Here is a 17521-nt window from a genome sequence, read left to right on the forward strand (position 1 = left end):
AGCGAAATCCGTCAGGCAATCCAGCAGCCTTTCCATGCCTGCGCACCGCCCTGGCCTGGTGGGTCGCGACCTCGCCCCAAAGGCATCAGGGTCTCGCTTTCAACGAAGGGAGCGGTGCGGAGATCCGCTACGCATGCTGATCCGCGAGCGAGGGTGTCCAAGAGCCGAAGGACAGCGGCCCGATTCGGAAAGATACCCACCACATCGGAGAGGCGCCGCAGCTCCCGGTTCTCTCGCTCCAGTAGGTTGGTCGAATAAATCTTCCGGCCGTGTGCCTTCGGGAAACCCATGTAGAACAGGACGTCCTCCGCAGCCTCGCCTTGCAAGGCCGTGGAGTTCGGGTACTTGCGCTGGGTATCGGACCGAAGGGAGAAGTCGTGGGCCGTCTCAGAATGAGCATGGTGGGCACTCCCTGAACGCCCGAAGGCTCGGACCCCGGACTCGGTGGCCCGGTTCTGAAGAGCAGACATATGCCGACTATAGAGAGCCCTGCAGTTCTTTGGTGCTGGACCGCAATGCACCTCGATCTGCCTGTGGTGCTTTCACAACGGTCAGGGCTTCCCGGCGGCCTTGACGGCCACCACTTCGCCCTTGAGGGCTTCGATCTTGGCGGCCTGCTCCCGGTGAACGGCCTCCAACTTTACGATCTCTTTGAGGTAGGCATCGCTCTGGCCCTGGAGAATGCCAATCTGCTTGTCGGCTTCACGGAGCTTCGCAAGGGAATCCTCGCGTGCGGCCTCGGCCTTCGCTTGGGCAAACAGAGCATCTGCGGCCCGAGTCTCCAGGGCCTCGACGCTTGCCTCCAGTTCCTCGATGGCGACCCTGAAGTCCGCCAAGTTAGTTTCGGCCTCGGTCTTCTCCTTCGCCAGGGCCTCGCGTTGGGGAGCGAGGTTGGCTTCCGCTGTGGCCAGGGCAGCGGTCCAGACGTTCGTGCCCAGATTGGTTAATTGCCCCAGCACCGCTTCTGGCAAGGGAATCCTGCTGGTCTGGTTGGCCTCGGCGCTCTCCGTCCGCCATTCCTTGAGGGCAGGGCAGATGTCCGAGTAGGAGCCACCCTCCAGCTTACCCCGCACTGCTTTGCTGGTGGGGTTTTTGCCCTCGGCAACAAGGGCTTCAGCGGCGGCTACGACCTGCTCTTTGGTGATGCGGGAACTACTCATGGCTTTCTCCTTAAAATGTATTGGAATGTAATTAGTTACATTACGTAACTACATTACAAACCGAGAGGTTTCTGGCTACTCTATGTCCCACATTTCACAGATGATACGGTTCCAGTGGTGATTCCAGGCGCGCCTCCAAACAAGCGATTCTTCCTGGAGCTTGCTTGCCACTAAGCGAGCGCGGAGTTCGTCCTGGAGATGTTTTTTCCGGTCTCCGAGTTGTCCTTCTGCCAGGACAACAAGCTCATTGAACTTCTTGCGCTCAGCGTCAAAGTGGTCCAGAAATCCGGGTGAGTCTGGAGCCGGAGCCTTGGCCTTGAGGGCCTTCCATTCCTCGTAAATGGTCAAGACACGGGGCTCCAACCGAACGAGCTCACGGAATCGTTCGGGGTAGGAATTAAGATCCTTTTCGCTCGTCCCCTTGGGCTTCCAGAAATCCCTGTAGGCGTTTGGGTGGCGTTCCAAGCTGTCGAACGCCGCCTGGGTGATCCACGGATTGGGATCCGCGATGATGGCGCAGAAGTAGGCGTACAGGCTGTATTTGTTGTTCCTGATCGCCCCCTGATCCCGCTTTCTCAGGACGCATTCCTCGACCTTAGCCACGAAATGCGCGAGCCACGGCATCCCGTGTGCCTTGGGAATCATGACTGCCATGCGCGAAGCAGCATTCTGCCTCATGGATTGGGGCATTTCAGGGTATTTCGTCTGGAGGTTCCGGTCGATCTCGGCTTCGAGTGAGGCCTGCGAACCGGCGGAAGTGCTGGGAGCCTCGACAAGAGAAGGGGTGCTAGGTTCGACGAGTGCCACCGGAGCAGGTTCCCCCTGAAGAAATTTCCTGGCCCAGGTCGGATTGCGAAGGCACTTGAGGACCCACTCACGCTTCCTTTTAACCTCAGGATCTCCCAGAGCCTTCACCACCGCTGAGTCGAGGATCTTCCGGAACTCTTCAACGCTGAACGCGGTTTTGTTGACGGTATCGATGAGAACCCGAACCTCCAAGGCGGTTTCGCCTGGGACCCCTTGGAGGGTCTGTTCGATCTCCTTGAAAGAATCCTGGAACGCGTCAGTCACAGGTGGCAAGGCAACCGAGGCCTTCCGGGGGTGCTTGCTGTACTGCTGACTGACGTTCGCATCCTGGGTGTTTTGGGGAGAACCCTGGGAACCCGGGCGCCGATGCTCCCGAGACCCTCCAACGAAGTGCAGAGGGTCTCCCGTACAGCACCCTTTTTTTCGCTTCTTGGGATGAGTTGGAAGATGGCCAAGCACAGCCTGGTGCGCCTCATTGCGACGGGAACGGACCCGACGAACCTTCGAGGCGACCGCATTAAAACGGAGCTTGTCCTCGGCATCAGGACGCAAAGAATACTTCTCCCGGTTGCCACCGTTGGTTCCAGGCTCGTGAATCAAGAGTGGGAAACCTTGAATCTTCCGGAAGAAAATCTCTACATTCTTCCTGAGGTGCCTCTTCTCTTCCGGCATCGATTCCGGACGCAAATCAAAAATATCGATCTTGTACCCGCGCTTGGGGGTGTCGAGCATAAGATCGATCATTCGTTTGGTATAGATCTCATTCGAATAGGTGAACGACAGTCCCTTCCCCTCGACGTAGGCCCTCATGGACTCGACGAACATCTCCTGTTTAAGCTGCTGATGAAGGTTCGACTGCAGTTCCCCGGGCACACGCTGCGGGTAGCTGGAACGCCTTGAATCCTTGGTGGAACAGGGCTTGTGGGCCTTGCGTTCAGGCGCAGGCTGCCCCACACTGGTCTCGCGACCAGGGGTCGTTGGTGGCATCACTTCCTTTACCTATCGAGAGAGTGGGTTACGGGGCAAGTCACCAGCGGGGGGAGGCGGCAACCTCTTCCCGCACGCTAGGACCGGAATGGGAATGGCCCTCCGAATCACATCGAAGGGCCATCATGCTCTAAGCGGGCTGGAGAGCCATGGACTGGGGGTATTTCCGGGGCCGGCCACGGGGACGCCGCGGAGGGGGAGGAGCCTGAATGGAGGACGCAACGCGCTCCTTGAGCCAGCGTTCGACCTCATCCGTGTCCACGAAAGGTGTCCCGCCAATCAGGCCGATCGGGAGCCCTTGGCTTGGCCTTTCCCCAAATTGAGAACCAAGTGGAAGGTTAGTCCTCGGTTAAATTGGGGGCAAAAAGACCGCCAAGCCGCAGGCTTGGTCGGGTTCATGATACCTTCTCCGCTGCCTGGGTGGAGGATAGAGCGCCGGAGGGATCCGACTCGAGCGCCATCCCAGGGGCCTGCACTGCAGGAGCAAGGGGGCCGCGTGCGGTCCTCTTGCTGACCGCGGGTAGGCCCCAAGGCGGTAAATCCCGGGGGTCCGGGGGCAGAGCCCCCGACTTGGAAAGCCGGGCAAACTCCCTGGGCGTATAGAATCCGAGGCTGGAATGCGGGTGGCACTCGTTGTATCGCTTGCTGAAGGCCTTGATGATGACGGCGGCCTCCCGCACGCCGTGGAAGGTTTCCTGGTTAAGGCATTCGTCCCGGAACCTGGCGTTGAAGCTCTCGGCGTAGCCGTTCTGCCAGGGCTTGCCGGGGTCGATGAGGTGAGTGTCGATGCCCAGGTCCCCGATCCATAATTTCAGGTCGATGGCGATGAACTCTGAGCCGTTGTCGCTGCGCAAGAACTTGGGTACGCCGCGCTCCTGGAAGACCCGGGCCAGCACGCCACGGACCTGAAGGGAATTGAAGGTGTGCCCAACCTCGATGGCCAGCGACTCCCGAGTGAACTCGTCTTCCAAGGTCAGGAACTTCAAGGAGACGCCATTGAACGACCAGTCGAAGACGAAGTCGTAGGTCCAGACATGGTTGATGAACTCGGCCTTCCGAGGAACGCTGTCCCCGGTCCTGATTTTCTTCCGCCTTGGCCGCCGAGAAACCTGAAGGCCGTACTTCTGCCAGATGCGGTTCACGGCTTTGATGTTGATGACGACGCCGCTGCGCCGGAGCAGGGCCCAGACGCGGTTCTGCCCGTAGCGAGGGTGTTCGGCGCTCAGGGCCTTGATCAGGTCAGCCTGGTGGTCCTGGGGCTTGGGCCGGGCTTGGTAGCGCTGCCCAGTCCTTGTGATGCCCAGAAGCACAGCGATCCTGCGCTCCGAAATCCCTTCAGCCTTCAAGAGCCTTACCCCCTCGCGTTTCTGAGGAGCGCTCACCATTTTTTTGCGAGCAGTTCCTTCATGGCGTCGATCTCGACGTCCCGCTGCCCAAGGAGCCGCAGGAGGCGAGCGTTGTCCTTCTCCAACTGCTTGAGCTTCCGGACGTCCTGCACGGTGTTCCCGGAGAACTTGTTCCGCCACCGGTAGAAGGTCACCTCGGAGACGCCGGCCTTTTTGCAAAGCTCGGTGATGGTGTTTTCGCCTCGTTCTGCCTCACGCAGAAGGGCGACGATCTGCTCGTCGGTGAGCTTGGGCTTGCGCATTCAGGGTTCTCCTCGTTCAGGATGAGCCCTAACGTTTCATTTGGTACTCAGATTTGGGGAAAGGCCAGGCACCCTTACCTATCAGTGGACGAAGGACGGTTCGACTATCGTTGGAGCCACCTCAACCACCTATTCAATCGCCAGTGGCCAGGTTTCCGATGCAGGCATCTACGCCTGCGTGGTGACGAACACCCTGGGGGGGACCGCGGCCAGCACCAACAGCGTCAGCGCTGTTCTCTCCGTCAATGCCGGACCGGCCCTCACGTCTCAGCCCGCCAGCCGTACCTTGGCGGTGGGTGGCGCCGCAACCTTCACGGTGGAAGCAACCGGTTCAGGCACCCTCTCCTTCCAGTGGCTGAAGAATGGAACGGATATCCGTGGAGGCACCTCGGCCACCTTCTCCATCCCCAGTGTCCAGGTCCCGGATGCAGGCATCTACACATGCGTAGTGACGAACTCCCTGAACGGGACCACGACCAGCGCCACCAGCGGCAGCGCCACCCTCACCGTCAATGCCGGACCGACCCTCACGACCCAGCCCGTCAGCCAGACCCTTGCGGTGGGCGGAGCAGTGACGTTCACGGTGGCGGCTACCGGGTCGGGCACCCTTTCCTACCAATGGACGAAGGACGGGAGCAGCATCGGTGGAGCCTTTTCCGCGACCTTCACCATCTCCAGTGTCCAGCCCACGGACGCAGGCGACTACGCCTGCCGGGTGACGAATAGCCTGAGTGGGACCTCGGCCGCCACCAGCAGCAGCAGCGCCACCCTGACCGTGCTTGCCGCCCCGGTGATAACCGTGACCGTAGAACCCAAGACCGCGACCGTGGTTACAAACGGCCAGGTCATCCTCAGGGCAGGTGTGACCGGCACGGCCAACACAGGCGTCACCTGGTCCATCACCTCCGGCGAAGGCACCCTGTCTGCGGGCGCTCCCGGTTCCATCACCTATGCGGCAACCGGCTCGCCTGGCACGACCACGATCACGGCCGTTAGCCAGGCCGACGGCACCAAGAGCGACAGCGCAACGGTAACCGTCAGGACCCGTGATCTCACCGGAGATGGCCTTATCGATGTCCTGGACTTGGCCATCTTCGCGCGCGCCTGGGGTTCGACGCCTGCCAGTCCGAACTGGAACGCTGCCGCGGACCTCAATGGCGATGGCAACGTGGACGAAACCGAGCTTGCCCTGTTCCTGGCCGGCCTTTGAGGGTAGACCCATGACGCGTCCATTCAAGATCACCTTGCCCCTTCTCTCGGCCCTCGGCCTCGGCGTCATTCTCGCCTGCGGCGGCGGTGGCGGGGGCAGCAGCGCGCCCGCGCCACCCGCCAAGACCATCGCTGACACCCTCACCTACACCAATCCCGCCTCCGGCGCCTACATGCTGGTGAGAAACGGGTCCAAATCCACTCCCAGCCATCTCGTCCTGGATCTCCTCGGTCCCTCCGGAGAGGTCAGCGGTGTGGGTTTCTACCTCACTGCCGACGAGACCAAGGTGACCTGGACCCTGGTCGATCCTGAAGATCCTGAAAGGGTCAAGAGCGGCATCTTCAGCAACACCATCGTCAAGAGCCTGGTCAGCGGCGGTACCCTCCAGGCTGGGGTCTATCAAAAGGGGACCACGCCCGCTGCCAGTGTCCTCGCCAGCACCGTACTGGCAAGCGTGGCCCTCGACCTCAAGAGCAAGGTGCCGCTTCTCAACCCCCCCAATGTCACCCTGACCTCGGGCAAGGCCATCATCCTCAACGCACCCGCCAACGCCATCGCCACCACGCCCATCTCCATTACCACCGGCACCCTCATCGCAAATTGATCCCCATTGGACGCTTCACCCTGCACCTCCACGGGAGGAGAGCTTGAAGGAGCCGATCCCTGAGCACCCCCTGTCCCGGGCCGTTCTTCATCCGAAAGGTCGACTTGGACAAGGGATTGGGTAAACTGCGGCATCTCGCGGCCCTGGGGCCGAGCCCGGGGTTGGGAGGCGTCCATGCTCGAACTTCACGGTGTCCGGAAAAGCTATGGCGCCCGCCAGGCGGTGAAGGGCATCTCCTTTGCCATACGCGCGGGGGAAACCCTCGGACTGCTGGGCCCCAATGGCGCCGGCAAGACCACCACGGTCTCCATGATCGCGGGCCTGATCACCCCCGATTCGGGCGAGGTGAAACTGGATGGCCGGAGCCTCGCCGGCGATACGGACCCGCTCAAGGCCCGCATCGGGCTGGTGCCCCAGGATCTCGCGCTGTTCGAGGATCTCAGCGCCCGGGAGAACCTGTTCCTGTTCGGTGCGCTGTACGGGCTCCAGGGGGCGGCGCTGGAGGGCGCCGCCGCGGAAACCCTGGCCTTCACGGGGCTGGCTGACCGGGCGAAGGACAAGGTGAAGACCTTCAGCGGCGGCATGAAGCGGCGGCTGAACCTCGCCGCGGCGCTCCTGCACGATCCGGATCTGATCATCCTGGACGAGCCCACCGTGGGCGTGGATCCCCAGAGCCGGAACGCGATCTTCGAGGGCCTGGAGACCCTCAAGGCCCGCGGCAAGACCCTCCTGTACACCACCCACTACATGGAGGAGGCCGAACGCCTCTGCGACCGCATCGTGATCGTGGATCATGGCGAAGTCATCGCCGACGACACGGTGGCGGGCCTCACCCGGCGGCTTCCCCTGCGCAACGTCCTCAGGCTTGAAGTGGAGGATCCGCCCCCAGGGGCCTGGGCGGATGAACTGGCGACGCTCCCGGGCATCGTCTCGGCCCGGCTGGAGGCGGAGGTGCTCACCCTCGGACTGGCGGAACTGGGGCCCGGGTCCGCTGCGGCCCTGGGATGGCTGACGGCACGCGGGATCGCCATCGCCCATGCCCACACGGAGCGGCCTGATCTGGAAACCGTCTTCCTCGCCCTCACGGGCCGCACCATGAGGGACGCATGAACCTCACCGCACTCACGGCCCTCGTCCGCAAGGATCTGAAGTTGTTCCTGGGAGACCGCCGCGCGCTGATCCTCAGCCTGGCGGCGCCCATCGCCATCGGGGCCTTCTTCGGCTTCCTGTTCAGCGGGGACGGCAGGAACGATACCGCCAAGATCCCCGTCGCCCTCGTGGACCTCGACGGCAGCGCCCTCAGCCGCGCCGTGGGTGCCAGGCTGGCGGAGGACAAGCTGCTCTCGGTCCGCCCTGAAACCGAAGCCCAGGCCCGTGAATCGGTCAGGAAGGGAAAGGCCACGGCAGCGGTGCTGCTGCCCAGGGGCTTCGGGGACTCGGCCGCCAACGCCTTCTTCAGCAGCCTCGGGAAACCCGAGGTGACGGTGTTCTACGACCCTTCCCACGGCATGGAGATGGGCCTCGTGCGAGGGCTCCTGACCCAGGCGGCCATGGAAGTGGTGAGCCGGGAGATGTTCACCGGGGATACGGGCCGGGCCGCCGTGAAGCGGTCCCTTGCCGGTCTGGACACGTCCGGCGTCAGCGCCGCGGACAAGGCGCCCCTCCAGGATCTGCTTCGCAGCGTGGACCGCTGGAACGCCAAGCAGTCCGAGGCGCCCGGAAACCAGCGCAGTGGAGGTCTCAGCCTGCCCTACACCCTGAAGGAGGAACCGGTCACCGCCGGCAGGGGCATCGCCTACAACGGCTACGCCCACAGCTTCGGCGGCATGGGGGTGCAGTTCATCCTGTTCATGGGCATCGACGCGGGCGTGGCCCTGCTGGTCCTGCGCCGCAGCGGCACCTGGCAGCGACTCCGGGCCGCGCCCCTGGGGCGGCAGGGCATCCTCCTGGCCCGGGCCCTCAGCGCGGCCATTCTGGCCACAGGCATCATGCTGGTGATCTTCGCCGCGGCCCGGCTGCTCTTCGGGGTGCGGATCCAGGGCAGCTTCGCGGGGTTCCTGGGCGTCACCGTCGCCTTCGCGCTCATGACCGCCACCTTCGGCCTGCTCATCGCGGCCCTGGGCCGCACACCGGAGGCCGCCCGGGGCCTGGCCATCTTCGGGACGCTGATCATGGTGATGCTGGGGGGCGCCTGGGTCCCCTCCTTCGTCTTTCCAGCCTGGCTGCAGAGGGCGACGCTGCTGGTGCCGACCCGCTGGGCCGTGGATGGCCTCGACGCCATGACCTGGCGCGGCCTCGGGTTCGGCGCGGCGGTGGGCCCCATGGCCGTTCTGCTGGGTTTTGCGGCCCTGTTCGGCCTCCTCGCCCTCTGGCGCTTCCCCTTTGAGGAGGGCTGAAGGTCCCGGGGTCAGGGGCCGGCAGGCGCGCTCCTGGACCACGCCCCCCGCGGACTGGACGCGAAGGTGAGCGTCTCCGCCTCCGCCGCGCGCAGGCCTTCGTCGTCGAGCGCTCCGGTGGTGTGGAGCTTGGCGAGGAGGTCGGCCACCCGCGCCTCCCAGGCGGGCGTGAGCGCGCCCCGCCTTCGGTACATCTCATAACGCACGGGGTTCGGGATCACGGTCGCGAGCATGGCGGCCTCCTTGGGGCTCAGGGCGCGGGCATCCTTGCCGAACCAGTGCCGGGCCGCCTCGCCGATGCCGTTCACGCCCTCGCCCCACTCCGCAAGGTTGAGATAGATCTCGAGGATCCGGCGCTTTCCCACCGCCACCTCAAGGGCGACGGTGGCGAGCGCCTCGCGGACCTTGCGCGAGAAGGTGCGGTCCCGCGACAGGAAGAGGTTCTTGGCGAGCTGCTGGGTGAGGGTGGATGCGCCGCGCAGCCGGCCTCCATTGGACAGGGCCTCCTGGATTTCGGAAAGGTCGAACCCCTTGTGCCCGTAGAAGCCGGCGTCCTCGCTCTCAAGCACGGCGCGCACGAGGAGGCTGGGAAGCTCGCCCAGCGGCACGAACGCGGGGTTCTCGGGGCCGATGGTCACCTGACGCCTGCCGCCCCGCGCGAGGATCGCATCGTAGACGAAGGGGCGCGTCAGGTCGGGCCCGCCGTTGGCCGGTGCCGGGGCGAGGCGGCTCGGATCCACCTCGCCGTCGATCCGCCATTCGGACGGTTGGTGAAGCGGTCCTGCGATCGTGAGCGCGCCGGCGAGCGCTCCCGTGAGACCTGGAGCCCCGCGCGGGGGTGCGAGCGCCGGGGGCAGGGACGCGGCGAGGGCCGTCCAGTCCACCGAGGTCGCGCGAAGCGCGAGCTCGAAGCGGGGCTCGGGGCGCGCGGCGACCGAAAGCGCGACCTTCAGGGCGGCCCGTCCCGCGTCGTCCAGGGCCAGGGTCGCGTCCACCAGGGCCCCGGTCCCCGCGGCGGCGTCCCAGCGCAGGCGTCCCTCAAGGCGGACCGAAACCGGGCCCACGGGCTCGGGGGCGAGGCGTTCCGCGAACACCGCGAGGTTGCGCGTGGAAATCGTGAGCCTGCCCTCGCCAAGGGTCAGCGTCTCGAGGTGCGGCGCCTCGAAGGAGAGGTCGACCGCCCCGGCCCGGATCCCGAACGGAAGCTCGGCGCGCAGGCCTTCCGGGAGCGCCTCGGCGCCCAGCCCCTGGAGGCGGAGGTGCAGCGCGCCGGGTCCGCCGCCCCATGCGGCCTCCATGGCGCCCCTGGATCGCCCTGGCCCCTCGGCCGCAAGGGAGGCCTGGGTGCGCTCCCCGAGACGATCCAGCCGGATGCGTCCGCCCAGCGGGCCCAGGACCACGGGCCGCTGCCCGGACGGCGAACCCTCGAAACCCACCTCCAGCCCGGAGAAGGCGATCTCGGGCAGGGCTGGCGCATCGTGTCCCGGCCCGGAGCCGGCCGCTCGCGCCCTGCCCGGGTGGAGGGCGCGCGTGAGGTCGGCGAGTCGCTCCCCATGGCGGCCCGCGTGGACATGCATGCCGTGCAGGGTGACCGACCCGGCTTCCAGGTGACCGATGACGAGGCGCCACAGCCGGGGCCGGACGGTGATTCGGTCGACCACGAGGAGCGCTGTCCCTTCGCCGGGTGGACCGACCACGACCGGTCCCATCACGAGCCGGAACGCTGCATCGACGTAGACCCTTCCCTCCAGGCGGGCGCCTGGGAGCCGGGCGGCGAGTGCTGCGACGACCCGTTCGCGGAGGGCAAGCCGGACGGGTGCCGAGCGGAGCAGCGTCAGGACGGAGAGGTAGAGGAAGGCTCCGAGGACCAGCGCCACGGCGAGCTGGATCCTCGGCCTCGGGGCGCCTGCCGATCGCAGCTTCCACCTGCGTTCAGGTCGAGGTCGCGGCGACTGGATGGAAGGGGTGTGAGGCACGGGATTCTGCGGATGAGGGACCCGAAGCGGGGAGAGGCCGGCACGGGGGCGGGGTCGCTTCCAATGCTGACGACCATAGCACGCAAACCGGCGGGCCGAATCGAACTAAGGCGGCCTCCGGGCCCACGCGTAACCCTGTACATGAAACGCCTCCTCCTTGCGTTCGGCATCTCGGTCCCCGCGGGGGTCATCCTCCTGAACCTGGTGGTGGGTTGGGCCCTCCTGCCGCCGATGCTCCTGGATGCCCCGATGCCGGCCCGGACCGAAGCCGAGCGGAGCACGATCCGGGCTGGGCTGTGCCCGCCGGGTTGCGCCTGGACCTCGGAAGTCGTGTCCGGGGGCGAAGGCCGGGCCCTCGTCGTCTGGCGCCTGCACCGCCCTGGAGCCACGGGTGTCGCCGTCCTCCTGCACGGGTTCGGGGACGACGCCTGGGGCGGGGCCTCCCGGCTCCGGGACCTGCCGGAGCTGGACGCGGTGACCTTCACGTTTCGCAACCGGGACCTGGAGCCGGGCACGCCCTCCACGCTGGGGGGGTGGGAACGGGAGGACGCCGCGGCGGTGGTTCGCCACCTCGCGTCCCAGGGGATGCAGCGGAACCGGATCGTCCTGGTCGGAACCAGCCAGGGCGCGGGGGTGGGGCTCATGGCCCTGGAACGGCTGGAAGCGGAAGGCCCCCTGGGAGGCGCCCTGCTGGAATCCCCGTTCGAGTCCCTCCAGGAGGCCGGCCGGAACCATCTGCGGGGCACCCTGGGGGCGGCCGAATGGCTCATGCGGCCCGGGGAGGGCCTTGCCCTCGCGAAGGCGGGGAGGCTGGCGCATTTCCGCCCCGCCGACGTTTCGCCCCTGAACGCCTCCCGGCACCTCAGGACCCCCATCGCGCTGCTGGCCGGAGACGCGGATGACATCACGCCCCTGGAGGGCGTGCGGGCCATCGCCTCCAGCATCCCGGACCTCACGGTCGTCCATGGCGCACGGCACACGGAGGCCGGGGCGGGGGTTCCGGGCGGGTGGAGCGCCTGGGCCCGGTCCCGCCTGGAGACGTGGGGCGTCCTGGCGCTCCCGTCGCGCATGGATGAGCCGCGGCCCGGGGGCAGGTGAAGCCCCGGGGCCTCCGGGGCAGCCATGACCCGATCTTCACAGGATCGCGACAGAACCATGACATGGGACCGGGTTGCGGGCCTGTCTTGAGGGCAACCCCGCCCCACCACGGTCCGCCTGGACGGGGCGAACCGGATGGTGGATTTCGGGGCGTTCGTCTTTTCCGGGCGCTGAAGGCCGGCGCCGCCTAGGACGCGGCTTCCCCCTTCTCCTTCGGCCCGCCCACCCAGGCATAGAAGCTGGGCAGCGCCAGCAGCGTGAACAGCGTGCTCGTGACGAGCCCGCCCACCATGACGATGGCCAGGGGACGCTCCAGTTCGCTGCCGCCGATGCCGAGCAACATGGGCATGAGGCCGAGGATGGCGCTCCCGGCCGTCATGAGCTTGGGGCGCACGCGGCCGACGCTGGCTTCCCTGAGGGCCTCCTGGAAGGGCATCCCGGCGTCCACCAGGTGCCTGGCCTGCGAGATCAGCACGAGGCTGTTCTGCACGGCGACGCCGAAGAGCCCGATCACGCCCACGATGGAACTGATGTTCCAGGTCTCTCCCGCGAGCCAGAGCGCGAGGAGGCCGCCGGCGAAGGCGTTGGGCAGGGTGACCACGACCACGAGGACTTCCCGCCACCGCCCGAGGGCGAGGTAGAGGAGGCCGACCACCAGCGCCAGGGCGGCCCCGATGGCGGTCAGGAGGCGCTTCTGGGTCTCGCGGGCGTCCTCGATCTTGCCGCCGAGCTTGACGACGGTGCCCTTGGGCAGGTCGACGGCCCGGATGGCCTTCTCGAGGCGGTCCGCGGTGCCGCCCAGGTCGCCCGTGGTGCGGACGTTCAAGGCGAGGCGCCGCTGCGCCGCCTCCCGGCGGATCAGGCTGGGCGTGCTGGCCTCCTCGAAACGGGCGACCTGGCCCAGCTCCACCACGCGGCCGTCCTCGAGCACCAGGGGCAGGCGCTTGAGGGTCTCGGGGCTGGTGCGGCCGTCGTCCGGGAAGCGGACGATGCGCTCGATGCGCTGGGGGCCGTCGAAGCGGGGCGCGGTGTCGAGCCCTTGCAGGGCGGCCTTCAGGGTCTTCGCGATCAGGGGCCGGGGCACGTCCAGGCGGCGCAGGGCATCCTCGTCCGGCACCACGGTCCACTTGGGCAGGGAGCCGGCGCCCTCGGGCGTGACCGAGGCCACCCCCGGCACCTTGGCCAGGGCCTCCTGGAGGGAGGCGAGCCGCGCCTGGAGGGCGCCCAGGTCCGGATGGAAGAGCTTGACCTGGATATCCGCGGGCGTGCCCCCGATGCCTTCGGCGATGCGCATCTGCATGGGCGTGGTGAGCTCCACCGGGTAGGGCAGGTCCTCGGCCAGTTCCGCGACCTCCTTCTGCACCTCCGGGGTCCGCCGGGACCCGTCGAGCACCACCAGCACGTCGGAGATCGTGTGGGGCATGGGGTCCTCGGTGAGTTCCGACCGCCCGGTGCGGCGATAGACGGAGGCCACGCCGGGGAGCTTGACCAGTTTCCGCTCCAGCTGGAAGTTGGCCTCGTCCACGGCGGCCAGGCTCGTTTCCGCGGGCAGGATGCTGTTCAGGAGGAGGGCGCCTTCGTCCAGGGTGGGCAGGAAGTTGCTCCCCAGGCTGAAGGCCAGCCACAGGCTCGGGAGGGTCAGTCCCAGGAACGCGGCCTGCACCAGCACCCCGTGCTTCATGGCCCAGTCCAGGCACGGCCGGTAGAGGGCCTTGACGGCCCTGACGGGCCGGGGCTCCTCGAGCATGGAACCCGGCGGCAGGAACCGCTCCACGAGCGCCGGGACGAGGGTGAAGCTCAGCACCAGGCTGAGGGTCATCGCGGTGGCGATGGCCACGGCCAGGGGCGCGTAGAGCCTGCCCGCGAGGCCCCCGATGGCCAGCAGCGGGATGAAGACCGCCAGGATGACGAGCACCGCGGTGAGGATGGGGACGCCCACTTCGGCGGCGGCCCGGGTCAGGGCCACCCTCCGGGGCTCCAGGTGCTCCCGGTGCTCGTGCAGCCGGTGGGCGAGGTTCTCCACCATGATCACGGCGGCGTCGACCAGGAGCCCCACGGCGATGGCCAGCCCGCCCAGGGTCATGGCGTTGAGGCCCATGCCCGCCGCGCGCAGGGGGATCGCCGCGCCGAGGGTCGCCAGGGGGAGCACGGCGATGACGATCAGGGCGGCCCTCAGGTTCCCCAGGAGGAGCACGAGCACCAGCGCCACGAAGAGCCCCCCCAGCAGGAGGGCCAGGGTCACGCCGTTCAGGGCGTGGGTGACGAGTCCCCCCTGGTCGTACATGAGGGTCAGTTCCATGCCCTCGGGGAGGCTCTGGCGGAGCTCGTCCAGGGCCTTGCGCGTCTCCCGGGACACGTCCAGGGTCTCCGCCGTGGGCTGGCGCACGACCCGCAGGCTCACGTCCTCGTGGCCCTGGTGCCGGGCGAGGCCGCGCCGGAAGCCGGCGCCCTCCCGCACTTCGGCCACATCGCCCAGGAGGATCGTCCCCCGGGAGGTCTTCAGGCGGAGCTTCTTCACGGCCTCGGGCTGGGCCGCGAGGCTGCCCACGGTGATGAACCACCCCTTGTCCTGGATCTCCATCACCCCGGCGGCGCTGTCCTGGGCCGTGCCGTCCAGGGCTTCCAGGATCTGGGCGAGGCTCACGCCCTGGAGGCGCATGCGCTCGGGCTGGACGACGACCTGGAGCTGGCGCTCCTCGCCGCCCAGGCGTTCCACCCGGGCCACGCCGGGAACCGCCTGGAGCCTGGGGATGAGGACCTTCTCCGTGTGGTCCCGCAGCTTCATGGGATCGGTCGAGGGACCTTCCAGCACGAGCTCCATGATCTCCTGCAGGCGTCCGGCGGCGCTGGATACGATGGGGGCCCGGGTGCCTTCGGGGAATTCGCCGGTGACGCCCGCGAGGCGCTCGGCCACGAGCTGGCGGGCCCGCCAGGGGTCGGTGCCGCCCTCGAAGGCCACCACGGTCTGGACGACCTCGGCCTGCACCGTGCTCACCACGCGCTTGACGCCCGGGAGCCCGCCCAGGGCCTGCTCCACGGGCTGGGCGACGGTCAGCTCCAGCTCCGTGGCGGCCCGCCCCGGGCTCTGGATGAGCAGGTTGAGGCTGGGGAGGGTGAGATCGGGGAAGAGATCGCGCTTGAGCGTCGCGAAGGTGGCCAGCCCCGCGACCCCCCACACCAGGGCCAGCGCGAAGACCCACCCCTTGCGGGGAAGCATCCAATCGAACCAGCGCCGGATCAGGGTCCGGTGCTGGGGGGTATAGACGTTTGCGGAATCGCCGGGCTCAGTGGTCATGGTCCTCCCCTCCGCTCTTGCGCTTGATCTGGAGGGACTTCAGAAGGTAGGCGCCTTCGCCCACCACGGTCTCGCCGGGTTTCACCCCGTCGAGCACCATCACGTCGGTGCCCAGTTCGGCGCCCCGGCGCACGGGGCGGAACTCCGCCTCCTCCCCCACCTTGACGAAGACGCCCCAGGTGCCTTCCACCTGCTGCAATGCGCTCTGGGGCAGAACGACCGTCCTGGCCAGGGGCACGTGGACCTCCAGCGGCGTGCCGGGGATCGGGAGCGGGCCGCCCTGCAGGCGCAGGCGGTAGCTGAGGCGGCGGGTGTCGGCCGTGAGGGTCATGGGCATGCCCTCCAGGCGCGCCTTCCAGCGCTGGCCGTCGCCCTTGCGGGCCTCGGTCACGGCGCCGGTCCGCCAGTTCTCGGGAGCCGGGAGGGGCAGCTCCAGGCGGACGATGGCCGCCGCGGCGGCCTGGAAGCTGCCCAGTTCCTGGCCGGCCTCCACGCCCTGGCCGGGCTGGATCTTGTAGGCGGTGACCGCGCCCGCCTGCGGCGCCTTCACGAGCATCACGGCGCCGGCGCTTTCCGGGCTCAAGCCCCTGGCCTCCAGGGCCAGGCGGGCGGCTTCCTCGTCGGCCCTGGCGGTGGCCGCCTCGCTACCGGCGGCTTCCAGCTCGCGCCGGGAGCCGGCCTGGGCATCGTAGAGGCGCTGTTCCCGGGCCCGTTCGCTTTCGGCCCGGTCGCGCCTGGCCCGGGCGGACAGCCAGTCCGCTTTCAGGCGGGCCAGTTCCGGGCTCTGGAGGGTGAACAGCCCGGCGCCCGCGGCCACGCGCTGGCCGGGGGGGACCTGGATGGCCGCGACGATGCCCTTCACCGGGCTGCTGAGGATGGCCTGGGCGGACTCGTCGCCGATGGCCTCCGCGGGATACCACGCCCCCTCGGCCTTGGGTTCGGGAACGACGAGGAAGCGCAGGCCCCGGACGTCCTTCAGCGGGAGGTGCCGGTGCTCTTCGCCCGGGGCGGCCTCCGGGCCGTGGGCCTCCGCCGGCCCCGCGGCCTTTCGGCCGCAGGCGGCTGCGGCCACCAGGGCGAGGGACAGCATGGAAAAGCGAAAAACCTGGTTCATGGGTTCACCCCGTCGGTGAGGGCCTGGACTTCGGCAGTCAGCAGGTGGGCGGCATGGAGCCGGCGGAAGGAGGCGGCCTTCGCCTCCAGCAGCTGCCGGCGGATGGGAAGGGCCTCGGAAGGCCGTTCCCTGCCTTCGCTGAGCCGGAGGCTGACGGCGTCGAGGGAGGCCTCGAAGGCCGTGAAGGGCAGGGGCGGCGCGGCGGTCTGGAGCCGGGCCAGGGCGGACTGGAAACGCGCATCCAGCTCCAGGAGGGCCAGGGTCAGCTCCTGCCGGGTTGCCTGGAAGGCGGCCTCCGTCTCCCGCCGCACGGCGCGGGTTTCGCCGGGGCGGGGGAACCGGTAGGCGAAGCCCACCTTGCCGACGCGTTCCTCGCCCTCCCTGCCGTAGCTGCCGCGGAGGCTCCACCGGCTGGTGGCGATGGCCTCCTGGAGCCTCAGGGCCTGCTCCTCCAGGTCCAGGCGGGCCTGGAGGGCCCGGCGCAGGGCGCTGGCCTCGAACCGGGCCTGCAGGCCGTCCGCGGAGGGCGCGAGCACCTCCCCGGGAGCCGCGAGCACGGCGGGCACGGGGGGCACCTCGGCCAGGGACCGGAGCACGGCCCACGCGTTCAGCCGCTGGCGTCCGGCCTCGTCCAGCTCGGCCTGGGCGCGGAGCGCCTCGCCTTCGACCAGGTTCACCTGGAACGCCGGGTCCGCGCCGGCCTCCAGGCGGGCCCGGGCGGCCTTGGACCACGCCCGCACGGTGGCGAGGTCCGCTTCCCGGAGCCGCTGGACCTCCTGGGCCAGCCACGCGTCCAGGTAGGCCTGGCGCAGCTGGAACCGCGCCTCGGCGCGGGCGGCGCCGCGGAGGGCGGGATCGGCCTGCCCGAGGGACGCCTCCAGGCGGCTCCGGAGGCCGGGCGAAAGGAAGAGCGGCAGGTCCAGGTCCACGGTCCGGTCGGTGGTGGACGGGACCCCGGGACCCGTGCGGGGCCCGGCGGAGAGGCCGAGGACCGGCCCTTCGCGCAGGAAGCCGCGGGTGCCGGCCAGGGCCCGGCCCCGCTCGGCGAGGAGGGCTTCGGTCCGGAGCTGGCCGGGACTGGTCCGGGCCCGCGGGAGGATGTCGTGGTAGGAGAGGGGCGGCGCCTGCGCCAGGAGCAGGCAGGGCATCACCCCGAAGATCAGCTTTCGCATGGAGACCTCGGTCGGTTCGATGGGACGGCGCGGCCAGGGCGAAGCCCTGCCGCA

General features: G+C 68.2%; 14 protein-coding genes. 5 read left to right on the plus strand and 9 right to left on the minus strand.

Annotated features, from left to right (window positions below; translation table 11 throughout):
• Nucleotides 1-11: 11 nt before the first annotated feature.
• The 5 genes from RAH40_RS17335 to RAH40_RS17355 all read right to left on the minus strand — a co-directional run bounded on the left by RAH40_RS17335 (nucleotide 12) and on the right by RAH40_RS17355 (nucleotide 4602).
• Nucleotides 12-470: a transposase gene (locus RAH40_RS17335; protein WP_306598845.1), complete on the minus strand. Its 459-nt coding sequence runs from the start codon at nucleotides 468-470 to the stop codon at nucleotides 12-14.
• A gap of 81 nt (nucleotides 471-551) precedes the next feature.
• Nucleotides 552-1160, minus strand: coding sequence for a DNA-binding protein (locus tag RAH40_RS17340; RefSeq protein ID WP_306598846.1), 609 nt, complete (start codon nucleotides 1158-1160; stop codon nucleotides 552-554).
• Between the two features lie 75 nt (nucleotides 1161-1235).
• Nucleotides 1236-2777, minus strand: coding sequence for a hypothetical protein (locus tag RAH40_RS17345; RefSeq protein ID WP_306598847.1), 1542 nt, complete (start codon nucleotides 2775-2777; stop codon nucleotides 1236-1238).
• A 572-nt stretch (nucleotides 2778-3349) separates the two neighbouring features.
• Nucleotides 3350-4339, minus strand: a complete 990-nt coding sequence (locus RAH40_RS17350) for an IS3 family transposase (RefSeq protein WP_306598848.1) — start codon at nucleotides 4337-4339, stop codon at nucleotides 3350-3352.
• Nucleotides 4333-4602, minus strand: a complete 270-nt coding sequence (locus RAH40_RS17355) for a transposase (protein ID WP_306598849.1) — start codon at nucleotides 4600-4602, stop codon at nucleotides 4333-4335. Before RAH40_RS17355 ends, RAH40_RS17350 begins: the two co-directional genes overlap by 7 nt.
• A gap of 40 nt (nucleotides 4603-4642) precedes the next feature.
• On the opposite strand from RAH40_RS17355, the gene RAH40_RS17360 reads away from it, so the two are divergent.
• The 4 genes from RAH40_RS17360 (at nucleotide 4643) to RAH40_RS17375 (ending at nucleotide 8812) form a co-directional block, all read left to right on the plus strand.
• A complete protein-coding gene (locus RAH40_RS17360; RefSeq protein ID WP_306598850.1) occupies nucleotides 4643-5812 on the plus strand; it encodes an immunoglobulin domain-containing protein in 1170 nt (389 codons plus the stop codon).
• 10 nt (nucleotides 5813-5822) lie between these two features.
• Nucleotides 5823-6416: a hypothetical protein gene (locus tag RAH40_RS17365; RefSeq protein ID WP_306598851.1), complete on the plus strand. Its 594-nt coding sequence runs from the start codon at nucleotides 5823-5825 to the stop codon at nucleotides 6414-6416.
• 174 nt (nucleotides 6417-6590) lie between these two features.
• Nucleotides 6591-7526: an ABC transporter ATP-binding protein gene (locus RAH40_RS17370; protein ID WP_306598852.1), complete on the plus strand. Its 936-nt coding sequence runs from the start codon at nucleotides 6591-6593 to the stop codon at nucleotides 7524-7526.
• The gene (locus RAH40_RS17375; RefSeq protein ID WP_306598853.1) at nucleotides 7523-8812 is read left to right on the plus strand and encodes an ABC transporter permease; all 1290 of its coding nucleotides are present in this window, start codon (nucleotides 7523-7525) and stop codon (nucleotides 8810-8812) included. The genes RAH40_RS17370 and RAH40_RS17375 overlap by 4 nt, the downstream gene beginning before the upstream one ends.
• 11 nt (nucleotides 8813-8823) lie before the next feature.
• Here the strand turns inward: RAH40_RS17375 and RAH40_RS17380 are convergent, their stop codons facing one another.
• Nucleotides 8824-10689: a biosynthetic peptidoglycan transglycosylase gene (locus RAH40_RS17380; protein WP_306598854.1), complete on the minus strand. Its 1866-nt coding sequence runs from the start codon at nucleotides 10687-10689 to the stop codon at nucleotides 8824-8826.
• A gap of 240 nt (nucleotides 10690-10929) precedes the next feature.
• On the opposite strand from RAH40_RS17380, the gene RAH40_RS17385 reads away from it, so the two are divergent.
• Nucleotides 10930-11886 (plus strand): alpha/beta hydrolase, encoded by a 957-nt coding sequence (locus RAH40_RS17385; RefSeq protein ID WP_306598855.1) that lies wholly within the window; start codon nucleotides 10930-10932, stop codon nucleotides 11884-11886.
• Nucleotides 11887-12073: 187 nt separating this feature from the next.
• Here the strand turns inward: RAH40_RS17385 and RAH40_RS17390 are convergent, their stop codons facing one another.
• The 3 genes from RAH40_RS17390 to RAH40_RS17400 are packed head-to-tail and all read right to left on the minus strand — an operon-like array spanning nucleotide 12074 to nucleotide 17467.
• Nucleotides 12074-15181 (minus strand): efflux RND transporter permease subunit, encoded by a 3108-nt coding sequence (locus RAH40_RS17390; protein WP_306598856.1) that lies wholly within the window; start codon nucleotides 15179-15181, stop codon nucleotides 12074-12076.
• Complete coding sequence (locus RAH40_RS17395) at nucleotides 15171-16295, minus strand: efflux RND transporter periplasmic adaptor subunit (RefSeq protein WP_306598857.1); 1125 nt, start codon at nucleotides 16293-16295, stop codon at nucleotides 15171-15173. Before RAH40_RS17395 ends, RAH40_RS17390 begins: the two co-directional genes overlap by 11 nt.
• On the minus strand, nucleotides 16292-17467 hold the full coding sequence (locus tag RAH40_RS17400; RefSeq protein WP_306598858.1) for a TolC family protein: 1176 nt from the start codon (nucleotides 17465-17467) through the stop codon (nucleotides 16292-16294). Before RAH40_RS17400 ends, RAH40_RS17395 begins: the two co-directional genes overlap by 4 nt.
• Nucleotides 17468-17521: the final 54 nt, after the last annotated feature.

Source organism: Geothrix sp. 21YS21S-2 (assembly GCF_030846775.1).
In the GTDB taxonomy this organism is placed as follows: domain Bacteria; phylum Acidobacteriota; class Holophagae; order Holophagales; family Holophagaceae; genus Mesoterricola.